The organism is Bdellovibrio sp. HCB-162, from assembly GCF_047344985.1.
Lineage (GTDB): Bacteria > Bdellovibrionota > Bdellovibrionia > Bdellovibrionales > Bdellovibrionaceae > Bdellovibrio.
Window position 1 is genome coordinate 3,243,914 of sequence record NZ_CP178861.1, and the last position, 17,170, is coordinate 3,261,083.

The window sequence follows — 17,170 nt, forward strand, 5'->3', positions numbered from 1 at the left end:
CGAGGTTCTGTCGTTCTGCAATTTGACAATTCACTCGACATTTATCCTTTTTGTAAGATGAACCTCTTGCTCTTTCGCGAGAAAACATTTGTCTATGAAAACAAATAAACAAAAATCCATCTCTTTCATTCTTACATTATTAACCTCTTCCTCCGCCTTCGCACTGAATCTCAGTGATTTACAAGGGGAATCGCGACACGAATATCGCTCTCCTCGCGGAGTTCCTGAACTTTGTGTTATTGCGAAAAAATGGCCCGGGGCCAGCTACAAAACAGGTGACTTAGAAAAAGAGAAAACGCTCTGTAATTACGATTTTTATTTGAACATGGGTATTTGTCCAAAATATACGTCAACCAACCCCGCTATTCTTTTGTTAGAGCCGAACGCAAAATACACGAAAGAAGCCATTGATGCTTCCGACTGCAACCTTAAAAAGCTGGATGTAAAAACAGAGGCTAAATTTAAACAGACCATCACTTGTTCAAACACATCATCAATTGTCGCCTACTATCATGTCTCCCGGGCCTTGGGAAATATAGGTCGTGTTCCGACAACCGTTTTGCGCACGATGGACATTCAAACTCACGCCAAGCTCACGCAAAAGGCCAACGATTATTTGCGCAACGTGAATGACTCGATTCGCATATCATGGCAACACTTCGCCGAAGTCCATAAGTTTCCACGCATGTATCCACTTCTTTTTGACAACTCTCAAACTCAGATATTTGGAGCTTTGAGTGATAACGTGAAAGACGAAGAACAGTACGGCGATGTTAGCGGCGTGGGCGACTACGATACGCGCTACCAAAGATTTCTTCGTCAAGCTCCGTTCCAAAGAGTGGCCAGCTCCCAATCAGTCCCTCAACTAGTGGGCTCTTCAGAGTTCACCAAAGTGGCGCAAATCGTGACGCAAATGAAGGATGTTTCTGACATGGTTTTGTTGGACACGATGCTAAATCAACAAGATCGCATCGGAAACATTCATTATAAGTTTTATTGGTATTACATCAATCCGCAAACTACGACTATAGAACGTTCGAAATCAAATGCGAAAGTCTCTAACGGACAAATCAAAGTTCCAGATGAGGAGCTTCGAGAAATGGCCGGCCGTAAAGCTGCTCTTCTTAAAGAAATGGTTCTTAAGGACAATGACTGTGGTGTCTCAAAAACCAATATGATGAAAAAAATCGGAGCTTTGGATAAAGTTCGACATATGAGCTATCAAACATATCGACGCTTGCTCGCGTTTGAACAAACACTCAATACGCCTGCAGGTAAAGACTACTTCATGAAAGAGCTTTTATTCTCTGCCGCTGATTATTCATCGCTTTTTAAAAACACTCAGGAGGCGAAACGAATCCTGGTGAGCAAATGCCAGTCCAGTCAGCTTCAGTTCGATGTAGATTTGGAAAACTACGTCGCGGGAACAAACAGCCGTCGCCCAAAAACGACGTGCACACTTTAACGGTATAAAACCCCTGAGGATAAAATCTCAGGGGTTCCCAAATAGGTCGCCATGGAGTTTCCGAACTTAGAAAAAGATCCGCCAACCAGTTCGAAACGGCGGATCAGTTCCACCATCCAAAGTGGAATTTTCTTTTCACACTTCAACTCAAGCACGACGTTTTTGCCGGGCTCCTCAAATGAATCCGGGTGGTCATAGTGACAAAGAGACCTTTCATGAGGGCTGACACACCAATCCGTCATTTCTTGATAGCGCAAGTCCCGATCAAACGTCACACGGGCATAGTCATCAACTTCCGAAAGATAAGCCTTGCGACGGTATTGAGTTAAAATCACAGGACCTAAATTGTAAGTCATTTTCAAATGCAAAAAATCCTCTAAGTTAGTGAGCGAATATGGGTCCATGCCGCTGGGTAAACATTCATTTTCCAGAATATTTCTCCAATCCTTTAAAAGAACCTTCGCTCGCTTTTTTCTTACGAACTCGCGAAGCTTATATTTCACTTCAAAAAAATACGGAGGCTCCGTTCCTTCCCCGTAAGAACGAATGCGCACATTGAAGCTGAAAGCGCCGGCGGACTCTTTGTATCGCAAAAGATATAAGCTCGGTGAATCTAGATATAGACTGTTGATGGTATAAAAGTGATCACTTTGAATCACAGAGTAATAATCCATACTGCAGTAAGATTCGACAAAACGTGAAATTGGATCAATCAACTCAGGCGAGATCAAATACTTCAGTTCATAGCGCTCCAGATTTAGCGGCGACACCTGCTGTCCCATCAGATTTCCTTTTGTTTTTTATCGATGTAGTTTTTGTCCGGATTCTTGATCAGGATTTCACTTTCCAAAAGATAATTAAGGTAAAGCATTGTGATTTCTTGTTGTTGATTCAGCAGATCTAATTGCTCCTGTCGCTGGGCTATTTTGCGATCCATATTTGTTAAAGAATCCAGCGTTCCCACGGTGATTCGTTCCATTTTCTTGGCACTTCGATAGATCTCAATAAGGTTTAAAATCTGAGTTCGCAAATTTTGCAGCTGATCTCCACTTTCTTCGAGTTCTTTTTGCTTCAAAGCCCTCTTGAGAATCAGTTCATTTTGCTTTTGTTTGGCCAAAACATCTGAACCCAAAATCGGAATTTGAATAACCAGTTCCACCTCGTACTGGGTGTCGGCATCCTTTTTTTTCTTTTGGCTGAGTTCCAGTGCTTTAATCCATTGCTGTTCCCGGCCCTTAACGATAGCCAGTTCCTGTCCCATCTGCTCGATTTCTTCATGAATGATTTTCTTGCTCAAAGAATCTCCGTCGTGAAAATGCTCCTGCAAAGCCATCGAGATGTCTTCGACTTGAATAAGATCCAAGCTTTCCACTTTTTTCTCTTTGGCATCGGGGACCCAGTTCAGAATTCTTTTTAGTAAGAGATCACGTTCTTGAGTCAGCGTACTTTGGATCCTTTGAAAACGATAAAGATCGGATTTTGCAGATAGAAAAGCTTTTGACGTCCCACGGCCCGCACGCAAAGAAAGACTTTGCGCTTTGACGTATCTTTCAGAAAGAGACACAGCGTCCTCAACGCATTTTAATTTCTGCTGAGTGAGTTCAAACAATAAAAGAGCATTGTAACGCGTTTGTAAAGCCCACCCTAGTGATGTGTTCTTAAGAAGTTTTTGTTCGTCAGTTTTATCTCGGCCCCTGGTCCACTCAGGCCAAGATTTCAGCTGAAACTTAACTCCAATTTCAGTCGCTTCAGTGCCGTTTTGTTCACGGCCAACAAAGCCCTCTACATTTCGCAGTGGATTTCTAGAGTCCGTGGCCTGAATTTCGTCATAAGACAAATAGGTTTTGTCCGTCCAGGCTGTTTTAAGGACTTGCTCCGCTGTGACGGCGACGGCCACCGAAGAGCTTAAAAACACCAAGAGCCCGAACAGTTTCATTCTCGCCTCTTTGCCGTCAGGAAAGGAATCGCGATAAACTTGGCATGCTTGGCATCAAAAACTCCATAAATCTGCCGAGGATTCGGAGAAACCGCAATGCCTTCTAGCTTTCGCACGTTAAACTCTTGCACAAGTTCCGCTGTTTTTGCTCCGGGACTCAGCTTCCACAAGGCGCTACACTGTTCGTCTCGACAAGAGGAGGCCACATAGACCAAATCCCCTTCAGATATAATATCAGTCAAATATATTTCTGAATCGACATTAGGAAGCTGATATTGAAACTGATACGCGACAGTCACATCATCAGGAGAAATTCGTCCTTTAGTTAAAGCTCTTTCCAAAGCTTTTATGCGTAAAATGATTCCTTGATTTTTGAAAAGTATCGGACGCTTCAGAGCGAGATATAAATCATCCCCTTTAACAAAGTGCCCTTCGACCTCCAGGTCATCTTCCCTGCCTCCCTGTGCCTGTGAATAGATATCACGAAGCACACGGTCAGAAGAATTTTTTATCGCATCCAAAAGAGCCGTTCGTAAATCCATGTCCTTTTCGAGTTGAAACTTCAATCCATCTCTTTTAATTTTAACAAAAAGCTGGCGTTCTTTTTTTAAATGACTTTTCTTTGTCGCAGATAATGAACTTAAAAGATAAAGGTAAGAGTCCTGAACTGATATCGATTCGATATCCTCCATTTTGTCTAAGCCTTCTATCGGCAACATCTGCTCTGCCACTTCACCATGCTGATTCATCAATAGAATCAAAGGACGAGAGTTTGGATAATCATCCGAGATCACAGCAAACTGTCGTACTTCAGGGAGATAAACTAAACCGGATACTTCGGGTCGAAATTGATCTGTAATTTGCGCCGGAAAGTGAATGTTTTCAATGGTAGGATGGGTCGGCTCCCACTGCGTTTCACTTTCATCAGCTTGGGCGGTGCTAAACAACGTGATTCCCCAAGAATGGCGAACCGTGACTTTTTCACCTAAAAGAAATTCATTGCTTTCAGGAATTTTCAAAACGACCTCACGCCCCCACGCGGGCAGAGATTGAATGCGCAGAAGTCTTTGCGGAATAGGTACGATGCGCGAACCCACACTGATGACTTGCCCTTGCACTTTCGCTCCCGCAACAGAAGACACCACCATCGTTTGTCCCACCTTTACAGACGAACGCAGATTTTCATTCACATATCCGCTCACATAAGTAGGATTGATTGGCACCAAGGTGATTAGCGGCGCAAAAGCGGGAGCTTTTTCACCATCCTTAAAATTTACGCTACCAACGGCGCCATCGACTTCCGAAAAAACAAAAAGGTTACGAAGTTTACTTTCGATCAAGTCGATTTCACGTTTCGTATCATTCAGTTCGACTTGCAAGGGATCTGCCGAATCGGGCAAATGTGGAATATCTCGGGCAAGCAAGGAAATTTGTTTACGCAATTTGATTTCCGCTGAAAGACGGTCAAAGCGGGCTCGCAGCGTGCGCAATTGCAAATCAAGATCCGCCTGACTGAGTTCAATCAGCAAATCACCTTTTTTAACAATTTGATTTGGTAAAACATGCACGTGCTTGATCTCTACGGAACTATCGAAATTGACATGATATTCCCGTGACTCAGCGACGCCTAAGATACTCACCGAATCCGTTCCTAACACCAGACCAAAACACAGAATGGAGACCACGGCACAACACCAACAGCCAAAGAGAAAACGATTGTCGTGTCCAACAACATCAGAAAAAAAAGATTTGAAAAATGCTTTGAGGGTTTTCATTTTAAACCTCAATCACAGATTCTTGGTTCATAAAATTCAAACCACGCACCGACTGGACTTTCCCCAACTCTTCAATAAGCTGTGCTGACGTGGCTTGAGGCTTCAAACGAATTTGGTAAGAAAAATCCAGCCGCTCCCCTTGTCCCACCTCGCGAATGGTCGCCAAAGCAAAATGACGACACTGTCCTTCAAGAACATTCTCGACCAGACGTTGTTCATCAGCAGAGCGAGAAAGATTGAAACGCAGCAGTCCATCAAACTGAGGACCCGAAGCAAACGAGGACCCTTGTAGGACGATCAGCGCGACGACAAAGCACGCGGTTCCAAGGATAGCTATGCCATAGGCATGAACGCCCGACGCCAAGCCTACAGCCAAGGAAGCAAAAATAAAGAACATATCACGGGGGTCTTTGATATTCGTACGAAAACGCAAAAGAGAAAGCGCGCCAATCATCCCAATACCACGAGCCACATTGTCACCGATCGCCTGCATGGCAATAGCAATCACAATGGGAAGCAACACAAGACCATGCAAAAAATTAAGAGAATAGGAAAGCCCGCGAAAGGTCTTCACATAAATCAAAGCCAACACAGTCCCCAAAACAAAACTCAGAAGAAACGCGTAGATGATAGAGATCCATGTCGGGTTCGCAAAAGAAGAATTCAGAACAGAAAAATCCAACATCGAAGCCCCCAAGTAAAAAAAGGCTTTATCCATTCTGACCGACGATTTTTCAAGAACAACGACTTTCAAACACGGATGTATATCAACATCCAATTTCAAAGAAGAAATGCAAAATTTTAAACTGGAGACAATAAACACGAAGTCTTTTAAGAGGGTGATTTGGCAGTTTTATCAAGGCGCAAGGAGAAAGGCGTACGCCTGTACGCCGCCGACGCAGCAACGCAGAGAAAACTGTCAAGGCACCCTTTTAAAAACGGAAGCCTAGTTTGCCGCTGTATATTGAATCGTTGTAACGATCAATCTGCAAAGCAATAAACATTTTAGCAATATCAACATTGATCCCAAAGACACTGTGGCCTTCAAGAATATCTTCTTCCACAGTTGTTTGATTGTCTGTAATTCCATCAGCGCCACCGATAAAGCGGCCGATCGCACGCACCTGACCGGCGCCGACATAAATCGCGACATTGTCCATAGCCACAGTGGCAATCACATCGCCACCCAAAGTAGAGACATTGATTAAGTTAGAAAAATTGGCACCGCCGCCATAAATCATCGCCGTCAGTGTTAAAGGAAAAAAGTGAGCTTCGTAAAAACCCCAGCGCACCTGCGCGCCGTAACTCTGAATATCTTCGTTTTGTCCAAATGGAGTAAAGTACACGTGGGTGTCGATATTATAGTAAAGACCTTTTCCCAAAGTAAGCGTGTAGTAATTGTACTCGCCTTTATCCGTCGTTTTACTGCCCAGGCTTGCTAAATCCTCGACGGGAATAAATTCGGAAGAAACACCTATTTCCACGCCGGAATATCCACCCAGCGGATAAGGGTTGTCCAAAATCTTTGATGCGGACCCCAAACCTAAAATTTGCAAGGCGCGAATACGATCTTCTTTATTGAGATTTTTTGGCAAAGCCGTGTTCGCCTGAGCAGAAAACACAGAAATAGAAAAAGCTAAAAAAACAATAAGGCGAAGAAATTTCATCGCCTTATTCTTGTCATAAATTAAAGGGCTGTCCAGCTTTAAAGAGCTGCCACCGTCGTTTGAATTTGACTCAAAGCTGTATCTGCCAAGCTTTTGATTGCAGGGTCAGAGCTTTGTGCAAGCTGTTGAAAGATCGGAATGAACTTAGAGTAACTCGCCACCGAACTTGTTGTCACATCGCCACGAGAATTACGTGGATCTGTCGGCGTACCTTCTTTCGCTTTTCTATAACCTTCCAAAACGACCTGTGCCGCTGTTTCAACAACATCTGCATTGGCGCTGCCTAGAGCGCTTGCCAGAATTGGAAGACGTGCAGTCACTGCATAACTCATCAGATAAGCGTGAGCTTGAGTTTGAACTTCAGGAGCCAATTGCTCGTAGTATTGAGCCGTGATTGAAAAACTCTTTACGTTGTAAGCCGCTTTTGCCGCCACTAAACCCAAAGCTTGAGTCTCTGATTTATTCGAGCGATAAAGATCTGTCACAATCGCATAGTAAGTTTGATCGTCGATTTCTTTGTTTTCAAAAGCCTGGATCAATTTCGCTACATTTTCTTTTGTAGGCTGTGCTCTTAAAAGAGCCGTCCATTGATCACCGCTCAAATTATTTTTAGCTTGTTGCTGCGGGTTTTTATCAGGACTGCTGTCATTCACAACGTTTTCGACACGTGAATTTGAGCCACCGCCGTTCATAAAGCCATCTTCACCCCAAGTCACTTTTGTGTCAGCGCCCACGATTTGAACGTCGACCGATTTCTTAGGATCTTCCGCTTTTTTCTCTGCAGTTTTCTTTTGCGCCACGGCTTTCGGAGCCACAGGAGCCACTGGTTTTTTGGCTTCTGCTGTCTTTTTCTCTTCTTCTTTTTTCTTAGCAAAAGGATTCACGTATTTACGGGAGACTTCACGATCACCAAGGTCAAACAAAGCCGCCAGGAAAGAGTTCTTAGGGCGAGGCATTTCATAAATCACATCTTGGACTTCGTTAAGCACTGATTGAACAGGGGATTTCAAAACGTAGCTGAGTCCTGCCACCATCACCAGTGTCAGACCTAGAATCGACATTTCGAGTTTTTTATCTGTGAAGCTCATAGTAGCCTCCTGTTCTTACCATTAGTAAGAGCAGTGCTTATGCCACCTTAGAGCGTATATAGACGAGTTGGCACAGCTCACTCTGAGACAGGGACAAACTTGCGTCTGGCACTGTCTAGAAATCCAACAGTCTCAACTTGAGGCGCCCGGGCAGAAACCAGGACGAGGACCAATAGAGGGGAACTGACGGCAGGTATCGGGGCGTTTTTCATAGACGGTGCACAGACGTGTTTTGGAGTCTAAGAAATAACAATCGCGGTTGGCTTTTTGCGAGAGCATGAAGAACTCGGTGCCCTGACGGTAGGACACGATATAGCCTTCTTTTATCAAACGTTTTGCGAGTTTTTTGATAGAACCTTGCGCCTCATCTTCGCTGCAAAGCCCTAAACGAATAAGATCTGAAATCTTGATTTCCACCGGCATCGTACAACAGCCGCCCCAGCAGCCTTTGCACATATCTGTGCGATAGGGTTTCCATGTTGAGGGGCGGTCGATGTCGGGTTTTTTCATCTTAACTACTAACTAAAAACTAAGGCTGTCTTTTTCTAACAAGTTTACTGTTGTATCGTGCAGACGGATCTGACGACTGAAGTAATACAATACTGTACCCACGGTTGTAAATCTCGCGAAGGAATTGCGGCATCACTTCTGCCGTTTTTCTTTGAATATCATGGAAAAGAATCAATCCACGACCACGAGCATCCAATTGTGCAAGCGTATTGCGAAGCATTGTCTCATTAGGCTGAGCCTTCCAGTCTTCACTGTCGATAGACCAGTAGAACTCACCTGTTGAGTTTGTTCTTAAGAAATTCTTCAGTTCAGGAGATGACTCTCCATAAGGGAAACGGAAGAAAGGATCAACCCACCCAAGCACATCGTAAACGGCCTGATGTCCACCTTTAATTTCCGCAACCGCTTCATCAAAAGAGAAAACGTGACCATTGGTTTTACGACAAGCCGAACTTGTTCCCAAACAAGCGTGAGTGACCGAGTGAGAGCCTACGGCATGTCCATCCGCTGCCACCTTCTTCACGATCTCTGGATTCAAACGAACGTTTTTACCCATGTGGAAGAAGATCACTTTCGCATTCACTTCTTTCAAAGAACGCAAGATAGATTCTGTATAAAGATTGCTGGGACCATCGTCAAAACTGATGATCACTTCCTTACGGACCACATCACCTGTCACTGCAAAGTAACCAGCCGATGTATCGCGTTTTTGCACATTTGTCGGGAATTGGAATCTATTTTGTGATGGCTGTGCATTCAATGCATTCACGGCCACTGACAAACGGGATCTTTCAGATTCATGGTATTGCTCAAGCTTTTCCAACAACTGCTCTTTGCATGAACTTACCAACGCTCTATTGTTAACGTCGTTCAACTCATTTTCAAAAAGCGTCAGTGACTGACCATCTAAAGTATTAAGCTCTTTGCAAAGATCTTCTTTCAACTGTTCCCGTTGAGAAGCATCCTGCATGAAATCTTGGCGCCATTGAGCAAACAAAACTTCCGGGTTGGCCTTGGATTGTTCCCATTCCATCAGCGACTGCGCGTTTTGATTGTCAGTCACAGCTTGTTGCACGCTCTTACCTACTTGGCTTCCACAACCAATAAGAGAACCTGCCGCCAAAACTGTAAATGCACTAAGGATTACTTTCTTCATAAGCACCTACTGTGATATGTCTGTCCCCTGCCCAACATTAAGAACATTCCAAGCCACTTTCTGTTGCTCGTCCCCTTGTTCGTTTTCCTTATTACCAGCCTCCGGCTTTTTCAAACTAAACTTAATTTTGGAATTTTCGATAATCACACGTGGATCCACAGAGTGATTGTCGAAGATAACCAAGTTGCGCGACGCTTGCGCCGTCACCACGTGAGGGTTCCACAAGTATCTAAAATAAATCACCAAAGATCCTATGAACTGGCTAACAAGCAAAGAGAGAAGTCCTAAGCTTAAGAGTCCGATTTGTGGCAACGTCGTTTCCCAGCGGGCTTGCTCCATCACTTCAAAACGAGTGTCGATGGAGATTTTTTGTGCTTCCAATTTCGCCAGTGAAGTGCTGAGTTCCTTGTAGCGATTGAACTCCAACTCTGATTTCTTTTTAAGATCTTCCACCATTTGCGCGGCAAACGGCAAAGTCTTCACTTCTTTCTTCAGACGAGCGATCGAAGACTGAACTTGCGACAACTTTTCTGAGAGCAAACTGTTTTCAATCTTCAAAGATTCAATCTTACCACCAACGCCATAAAGAGCGCTTTCTCTTTGACCGGAGCGGCCGCGTTCCAAGTATTGAATCATTTTTTTGTTTTCAGCCATTTTCAATTTGATTTCGTTGGCGCGAACCAAAAGATCAGAAACGTAGTCGCCCATCTTGTCTTTTGACGCCAACGGAAGAAGGTTCTCATCTTTATTTTGCATGTCTGCGAGCTGCTTACCCAACAATACCAACTTCTGATCGGCCTCTTCTTTTTGTTTGGCCATGAAGTTTTCAACACGACCGATTTCATCCAGCTCGCGTTTTTTCAAAATCTCGGCGGCCAATTCAGAAGCCGTATTTGACAGGAATAATGACATCGCTTTGATCGGCGTCACTGCAACGACTTTGATTTCAAAGTCTGAGTCCAATTGTATTTTGGTCCACTTATCAAGGCGCTGCAAAAGCTCCGTTTTATCGTCCGCAGTTTTAACATTTTTGAGATAGTTGTTTTTCAAAATCTCATAACCTTTACGCTCTTCCATCGTGATCAACGGGCTGTTGCCACGTTGTTGGATGCGCGCCAAAAGGGCGTCGTAAAACTCACGAGTTTTCAAATACTCAATGTGCTTTGAAAGAAGACTGCTGCCTTTTTTGGATTCCTGCACAGTTTTTGATAAACCAAAAAATTGATTAGAAAAGGCCTGCATGGCCGAGTTTTGGGAGTCGTTAATAACAATTGTCGAAGAAGCGACAAACGGAATCTTAACGACGTAAACTAGAACGCTGATAGCGAACAAAGCGGCTGTAAACAACGCGAACATACGCCAGTGGGATAAATAAAGCTTAATAATTTCACCCACGGTTAATTCCGGTTCAATATGTTGATCACTCATATTTCCCCACCTTCAAAGAGACTATGTGACATGTCCCTTCAAGCACTGGTTGTGCCACTGATTTTCAGCCTTGGCTTGTGTTTAATCTGTAATGAGGATTAAGGCTTTGAAATTACTTCAGGGGTGAGCCTGCATTTGACAACTTCCAGAGGATGAGGACCGCCCCAATGAAAAGGCAGCCTACCAGAGGCCCAAATGCGAGACTTAAACGGAAATAGGAACTTTCCGGATCATCGACGCGGGCCCATGCCAAAATTTGTCCGGTTACAGCCAAGGCCAAACCCCGAGAAATCTTCCCAATCATCTTCCAAACGCCGAAATAAAGGCCGAGTTCATCCTTCCCCGTGCGCGCCTCTTCGTCCTTCACGATATCGGTCAGCAAGGACTCTAACAAAACGGCAGAACCCACCAGAGCTCCGCCTACGCCGGAAGCAAAAAGCAAGGTCCACACAAGATCCTTTGGAGGCAGAAAAGGATAAATAAAAGTCACCGTCAAACCCAGAATAAAAACGCCCGCCATCAAGGCCTTTTTTTTAGAAACAAATCGAACAAGATAAACCCACAGCGGAATCGACAACGTAAAGATCATCAGAAAAGTCAGAAGCACAAGACTGATTTGCTTTTCATCAAATTTCAAACGCAGGCGATAGAAATACAGCGCCAAGGATGAATTAAAAGTCAGTCCCATGTTCGCAATAAAATAGGCGGCTAAAAGAGGCATGAATTGTTTGTTTCTAAACGGCATCGATAAAGAAAAAATACCCTGCTGAGTATTCTGATTCGGAGGTCGATTGTACTTGCGAGCCGTGAGCCAAGAAATAAAAGTGCCTACGGCTAACAACCCAACAATGGCCCACGCGGTAAGCCCGTAAGGCTTGTACTCTTTTATGATTAAAAAATAACTGGGAATGGCAATACCGCAAATGGCACCGATATTACCGTAAGCCAGACGCCATCCAATCAGACGCGAGCGCTCATGCTCTTCACTGGAAAGGTCACCAACAAGAGCTGAATAAGGAACGCTTAAGGTTGTGTAGGCCGTGTTTACCAGCAATGAAAAAAACAAAAGATAAGAAAACTGACTCCACGAACTTTTCAAAAAGGGAGGATTCAGAAGACCCAAGATTGAAAAAGATAAAAATAAAAATCCCCATGGCAAAAGGGAATAGCGTTCGCCTCGACGTGTGCGCAGTCGATCAGAATAATGACCTACGATAGGATCGATGATCGCATCCCAAAAGATCGCTAATCCTAAAGCCAGTCCCGCTAAAGTGGAATTGAGTCCGACATGTTCTGTATAAAAAACTAAGAGATGCAGTCGTATGAAGATTTCAACACAGTTTATGCCAAGCTCAGCAAATCCGTATCCGGCACCCTTCATGATTTCCCTGTCCGTGATACAGAGGCTGCCACAAAACCGAAGACCATCCAATATAAACGGTCTGCCATGCCTCCGATGGACAAGTGAACGTGATAAATAACAAGAATAGGAATATGCGCCAAAAGGTAAATGGCAATTTGTCGTTTAGAAATATCGAAAGACGTTAACGCTTTAACGGCTCCCACGGACATGAGAATCAAAGCCACCGCACTTAAAACCAAAAGGGGCCAACCACCAATCACACCCGCAGAAACAAAAATATTGTGGGGATCTTTCATCGCATTGTAGTTAGAGACATCGACATCATTGCCCGCCGCAAATTTCGACAACAAACCGTGTCCCAACCAAGGCTCTTCCAAGAAAATCTGACTGCCGCGCTCCACTTCTTCCCAGCGAGATGCCACCCCATCTTGCGCTTCACGTCCCCCCAGGGAACTTTGTCCCGTAGCAATGCCGTGAGCGAATTCATAAGTCTGCATACCAAAAAATAAAGTAAAGGTGATAACGAATGCTAAAAACGCGAATTTAAAAATGCGACCTTGATTCGTCGCCGTCTTGTGCAAGATCATCGTCACAACAAAAGCCATTAAAGCTGCCGCTGCCGATGAGCGAGTGCCGGTAAGAATGATGGCAAAAAAGCTTGCGCACAAAATCAGCGCACTCCAAATCTTATGTTGCAATTTTTCTTCCTGAAGAAAAGTGCCCAACGAAAAAACGTAGGCCACGGTCGCACAGGTCACCATGTGAGGAATATGCTTAAAGACGCCGACAAAGCGTCCGCCTTTATAAACGCTGCCTCCGGCAACAACCCACAAAGCCAAAGAGATCAAAACCAAAACTCCCGACCATCGCTGCACGTACTTTAAGAAATCTTCCGCATCCCAAAGACTCGGAATAATGACGCCGTAAACGGCGATCATAAAAACCGCAACGGCTAAAGCACCGATCTGCAATATGGCTGATTCCTCCTGGTTCACATAGTGCGCTTGCAAAAGCGTCTGTACGGTTAAGGTGAGTATCAGAAAAAAAAGAAAAAGCTTATAAAATCCACTGAGATGATTGCGATCTCGAACGCGCAACCACAGAAGCACTAAAGGCACACCAAAAAGTCCGCATAAAAATACGTTCACAAATGGATGCAGACCTTGTTGAAAAATAAAATAGGAAAAACTTTGCGGCACAGGCAGCAAGCTGCCCAAAGAAATTTTAGAAATAAACAGCAAGGCCACGAGGGCTTTTATTAAAAATAAAATGCGACCATCGCGGGCTGTGATCATTATTTCTTTTCCGTGTTTTTATCGATAAGGACAGCCGTCAGCACGATTCCCAATACGATAGACACGATTGTGATATTACGAGAAGCTTCAGAGCTGATCCAAGGTGTTCTTGGTGGAACGTACACGAAATCGTCTTGTTGCAGTTTCAAATTGCGGGCGCCACCGTACTTAATAAATTTTTCGGCATCGACTTCGTAAGCACCTTGATATTCGTTGATTGCTTTGGATTTAATTTCTGCCCAAGTTTTAGGCTCCATCTTCCGAACCAAAACTTCAGATAAATCTCCACCGTTGGTTGTGCCGCCCGCCAATGTTAAAAGTTTTAAAAGATCCGTGTTTGCCGGAATGTAATAGATCCCCGGTTTATTCACGGCTCCTAAAAGCTGAACAGTGATCAAAGATTCTTTAGGTGAAGAGCGGAAAATATATTCTGAGGACTGTTGGGGTGGTTTGATGTCGCTCAACAAACCCACTTCTTGTGCATGAACTGTTTGAGCACAAGTAACCCAGATAATAACAGCCATAATAAAGCGAACGGTTCTACGCAAGAGCATGTATCCTCCTCAAAACTACAACCAACTCCCTGGACCTAAATCGAGAGCGGCAACTGGTCAATGAATTTCGATGACTTGACTTCAGTCTATACCTCACAATGGAGTCTATGACGACTTCTGTTCCAGAGCACGAAAAACTTTTTGATGAAATCTGCAATAAACTGAACGAGTTAAGCACTCAGAATCAGGGTGAAGAAGCAATGCCTCCTCAACCAAAGTATGAGCAAATGCAAGTTCAGATGAAAAAATTCCATTCCGAACTGAAAGGTTCGCAAGAGGAATTGCGTGAGAAGATCAAGACCCTTGAGAACGTGTCTTACGGCCCTGAAACGTTGGACGCACAACTCAAGCAACTCGTTGATCAACTTTCTGCAGAGAGAGGCAACAACACAAAACTCAGTGCAGATCTTGCGAAGTCTTTGGAACTCAGCTTGCAATTGCAACTGGAGATTCAAGGATTGAAGGCGCGCGCTTTGCAAATGCAAAGTGAAGAGAAAAAATACAGCCAAGCTCTTTTTGAAAAGAATAAAGTTTTGCAAAGAGATCTGGAACTCAATCAGGCTCTCAAAGACGAAACAGCGATGGAACTGATGAAAGCAAAAAGCGCTTTCGCCAAAGAACAAGAGCTGTGGGAAGAACAACGCGATCAATTCGAGTCGCAAATCCAAACTCTGAAAACAGAAAAGCACGAGTTGGAACAAACTGTGGATGAGTTGAAAGCAACAATCGAAGAGCGTGACAACACGATCACTTCTTTGAATGAAGAGATTGAGAAGATCTCTGCCTCTTTCAGTGAAGTGGAATCCTCGGCTCAACAACAAAATGATGTTTTGAAAAACTTGATGTCTGTAGCTGAAACCAAAATCATTGAGATGAAATTGGCTTTGGACAAAAAAGCTCTAGAGGCTCAAGACTACTACAGTCACCTGCAACAGGCTTTGACTCAATTGGGCGTCTTGAAGCAAGAAAATGCGGCCCTTAAAGAATACGTAGCTAAGCTCAACTACTACCACCAACAAGCGCAGCACGCGCAAATGGCAGTAGCGCAGATGGCGCAAGTAGCGGCGGCACAAGTTCAAGGTCAACCGCAGCAGCAGCAACAGACAGTTCAAGTCAATGCGGTTCAAAAGCAATAAAGATAATTGATTTAGAAATAAAAAAGCCCCGTTTCATACGGGGCTTTTTTTATTTGATCGGTCCACCATTCGCATGGACTGGGATTTGTGGGTATTTACGGCTTAACAAGAATTTCTTCGCCGACTCCCCTGTCACTCGATAATAAGGGATGTTTGTTTTAACGTCGCCAAGACCGAGCTTATTAAACGGATTCTTCGGATCAAGCCAGCTGAAGTATCCAGAGAAGAAATCAAAACGACCTCGACCGATAATTCCGCGGCCTTTGTCGCGAATCACGAAGTAGCCGCTGTGTTTTGATCCATCAGGCAACTCCAAACCGACAACGGCCGGAACGTAAATCACTTCGCCTGGTTTGTAGATCGTTAAGTCCGCTGCCAAAGTATAAAAAGGATCAAGACAGGAACTGTTCACCCCATATCCAAAGCGACAACCATTTTTCTCAATTTCAAAGAAGTGATCCTGGCCGTCAACTCTTCCGATCACGTTAAAAGCACGAGTTACGCCTTTTTGAACTATGGCGCAGGATCCTTGAAGACCGCAGGCCTCCGCTGTTTTTGGGCACACTTTCAAAAGAGCTTTGCCACCTGTTCCATGCATCGTGACTTTTGTGTTTGCAGAGCAAGTATTTTTATCTTCATTAACAACGTAAAAATAATAAACTGTTGGTTTTAAAACGCCGGGACCATTCATCTCTGCCTGAGCAGGAGCAGGTAGCGCTGAGGGATTTGCAGGTTCCGGAGTTTCAGAAGATCCTTTTTCTTCTTCATTTTCAGAGACTTGCGGAGTTGCCGTTTCTTCTTCTTTTTGGGAAGTCGGCTTTACTTCAGACGCAGGTTTTTTCTCTTGAACTTCACGAACTTCAGAAGCCTCACTGGCTTCCGCATAAAAGGATGGATCTGGATTTGTAGGAAGACTTGTCGATGACGTCTGATCAAAAACGCCGGAAGATCTCTCTACGTTGGCCTGCATTTGACCACACGAAGCCAAAAGCACAAGCTGGCTAAGAAGAAGGAAGACACTCAAATTTTTCTTCTGTAGTTTCATAAAAACCTCGTTCACACCGGGCAGATTACCAAGTTCATCAGAGGTCTTGAGATTTTTTTGGATCCCTTGAAAAGAAGAAAAATACGGTGACGAAGTTCGTCGCCACCGCAAGTGTCATTATTTTAGACGGACGCGAAATCCACCGAACATGATAACCTCGGAATATTCGTAACCATTTTCCGCTTTTACGGTTTTACGGGCGCGAATTAAAAGCTCCACATCTTGAGGAGTTTCTTTCTCTTTCACGATAGCCATAGAATAATCTTGTTGAGCTTGCCCCTTGTTTAATTGCTCCAAAGAAGTCTCAAGAAGAACCTCATATTTTTTATTCACAAGAAGCATTTCGTAATTATCAAACGTGACTTCGACCTTCAGTCCGTTTGGAGCAACATAGCTTTCTGATGTCGGCAGTTGATCAACCACCCATTGAGAATCTTGGCACTTCACCACTGAAACTTTTATCGTTGCATCTTGATTTTGCTCTGTCGCGCTTTCATTCAATAGCTCTACACGAATCACTTTCTGGCCAGAGTAGTTCGACTTAGAATTACAATAAGCCACCGATCCATCCAAAACTTTATAAACCTGAACTTCAGCCTGTGCCGCAGTTCCCGCAAACAACCCCATTAACACTACAAAAAACGCCTTCATATGAACCCCTTCAATAATCAGTACGAGGTATGGTGTTTAGCACGGGAAGCTGGGCTATTCTATAAAAACTCCCGTTTACCGCTTTAATCGCGAATTTTCCG

The 17,170-nt window shown here is 44.1% G+C and carries 16 protein-coding genes; 2 read left to right on the forward strand and 14 right to left on the reverse strand.

Annotated elements, in window-relative coordinates; genetic code table 11:
* Window positions 1-94: 94 nt before the first annotated feature.
* On the forward strand, window positions 95-1,465 hold the full coding sequence (locus tag ACLSSO_RS15570; RefSeq protein WP_413943355.1) for a hypothetical protein: 1,371 nt from the start codon (window positions 95-97) through the stop codon (window positions 1,463-1,465).
* Here ACLSSO_RS15570 and ACLSSO_RS15575 read toward each other — a convergent pair.
* The 12 genes from ACLSSO_RS15575 to ACLSSO_RS15630 form a co-directional block, all read right to left on the reverse strand.
* Complete coding sequence (locus ACLSSO_RS15575; protein WP_295904686.1) at window positions 1,462-2,247, reverse strand: polyphosphate polymerase domain-containing protein; 786 nt, start codon at window positions 2,245-2,247, stop codon at window positions 1,462-1,464. The genes ACLSSO_RS15570 and ACLSSO_RS15575 overlap by 4 nt on opposite strands.
* Window positions 2,247-3,401 carry a hypothetical protein gene (locus tag ACLSSO_RS15580; protein WP_413943356.1) on the reverse strand — a complete coding sequence of 385 codons (1,155 nt, stop codon included), beginning with the start codon at window positions 3,399-3,401 and terminating at the stop codon, window positions 2,247-2,249. The genes ACLSSO_RS15575 and ACLSSO_RS15580 overlap by 1 nt, the downstream gene beginning before the upstream one ends.
* Window positions 3,398-5,176, reverse strand: a complete 1,779-nt coding sequence (locus ACLSSO_RS15585; protein WP_413943357.1) for an HlyD family secretion protein — start codon at window positions 5,174-5,176, stop codon at window positions 3,398-3,400. Before ACLSSO_RS15585 ends, ACLSSO_RS15580 begins: the two co-directional genes overlap by 4 nt.
* A 1-nt stretch (window position 5,177) precedes the next feature.
* Window positions 5,178-5,861 (reverse strand): DUF4956 domain-containing protein, encoded by a 684-nt coding sequence (locus ACLSSO_RS15590; protein ID WP_295904809.1) that lies wholly within the window; start codon window positions 5,859-5,861, stop codon window positions 5,178-5,180.
* A 247-nt stretch (window positions 5,862-6,108) separates the two neighbouring features.
* Complete coding sequence (locus ACLSSO_RS15595) at window positions 6,109-6,843, reverse strand: hypothetical protein (RefSeq protein ID WP_413943358.1); 735 nt, start codon at window positions 6,841-6,843, stop codon at window positions 6,109-6,111.
* A 38-nt stretch (window positions 6,844-6,881) separates the two neighbouring features.
* On the reverse strand, window positions 6,882-7,931 hold the full coding sequence (locus tag ACLSSO_RS15600) for a hypothetical protein (protein ID WP_413943359.1): 1,050 nt from the start codon (window positions 7,929-7,931) through the stop codon (window positions 6,882-6,884).
* A gap of 132 nt (window positions 7,932-8,063) precedes the next feature.
* Complete coding sequence (locus ACLSSO_RS15605; RefSeq protein WP_413943360.1) at window positions 8,064-8,441, reverse strand: YkgJ family cysteine cluster protein; 378 nt, start codon at window positions 8,439-8,441, stop codon at window positions 8,064-8,066.
* A gap of 19 nt (window positions 8,442-8,460) precedes the next feature.
* On the reverse strand, window positions 8,461-9,597 hold the full coding sequence (locus ACLSSO_RS15610; protein WP_413943361.1) for a polysaccharide deacetylase family protein: 1,137 nt from the start codon (window positions 9,595-9,597) through the stop codon (window positions 8,461-8,463).
* A gap of 6 nt (window positions 9,598-9,603) precedes the next feature.
* Entirely contained in the window at window positions 9,604-11,025 is a 1,422-nt protein-coding gene (locus ACLSSO_RS15615; protein WP_413943362.1) for a hypothetical protein, read from the reverse strand.
* Between the two features lie 112 nt (window positions 11,026-11,137).
* On the reverse strand, window positions 11,138-12,406 hold the full coding sequence (locus ACLSSO_RS15620; RefSeq protein ID WP_413943363.1) for an MFS transporter: 1,269 nt from the start codon (window positions 12,404-12,406) through the stop codon (window positions 11,138-11,140).
* Entirely contained in the window at window positions 12,403-13,683 is a 1,281-nt protein-coding gene (locus ACLSSO_RS15625) for an O-antigen ligase family protein (RefSeq protein WP_340592939.1), read from the reverse strand. Before ACLSSO_RS15625 ends, ACLSSO_RS15620 begins: the two co-directional genes overlap by 4 nt.
* Window positions 13,683-14,237 carry an SLBB domain-containing protein gene (locus ACLSSO_RS15630; RefSeq protein ID WP_413943364.1) on the reverse strand — a complete coding sequence of 185 codons (555 nt, stop codon included), beginning with the start codon at window positions 14,235-14,237 and terminating at the stop codon, window positions 13,683-13,685. The genes ACLSSO_RS15625 and ACLSSO_RS15630 overlap by 1 nt, the downstream gene beginning before the upstream one ends.
* A 107-nt stretch (window positions 14,238-14,344) precedes the next feature.
* Here ACLSSO_RS15630 and ACLSSO_RS15635 point away from each other — a divergent pair, with 107 nt between their 5' ends.
* Window positions 14,345-15,373, forward strand: a complete 1,029-nt coding sequence (locus tag ACLSSO_RS15635; protein ID WP_413943365.1) for a hypothetical protein — start codon at window positions 14,345-14,347, stop codon at window positions 15,371-15,373.
* 49 nt (window positions 15,374-15,422) lie between these two features.
* Here ACLSSO_RS15635 and ACLSSO_RS15640 read toward each other — a convergent pair whose 3' ends face one another.
* Window positions 15,423-16,418: a hypothetical protein gene (locus ACLSSO_RS15640; protein WP_413943366.1), complete on the reverse strand. Its 996-nt coding sequence runs from the start codon at window positions 16,416-16,418 to the stop codon at window positions 15,423-15,425.
* A gap of 117 nt (window positions 16,419-16,535) precedes the next feature.
* Window positions 16,536-17,069 (reverse strand): hypothetical protein, encoded by a 534-nt coding sequence (locus tag ACLSSO_RS15645; RefSeq protein WP_413943367.1) that lies wholly within the window; start codon window positions 17,067-17,069, stop codon window positions 16,536-16,538.
* Window positions 17,070-17,170: the final 101 nt, after the last annotated feature.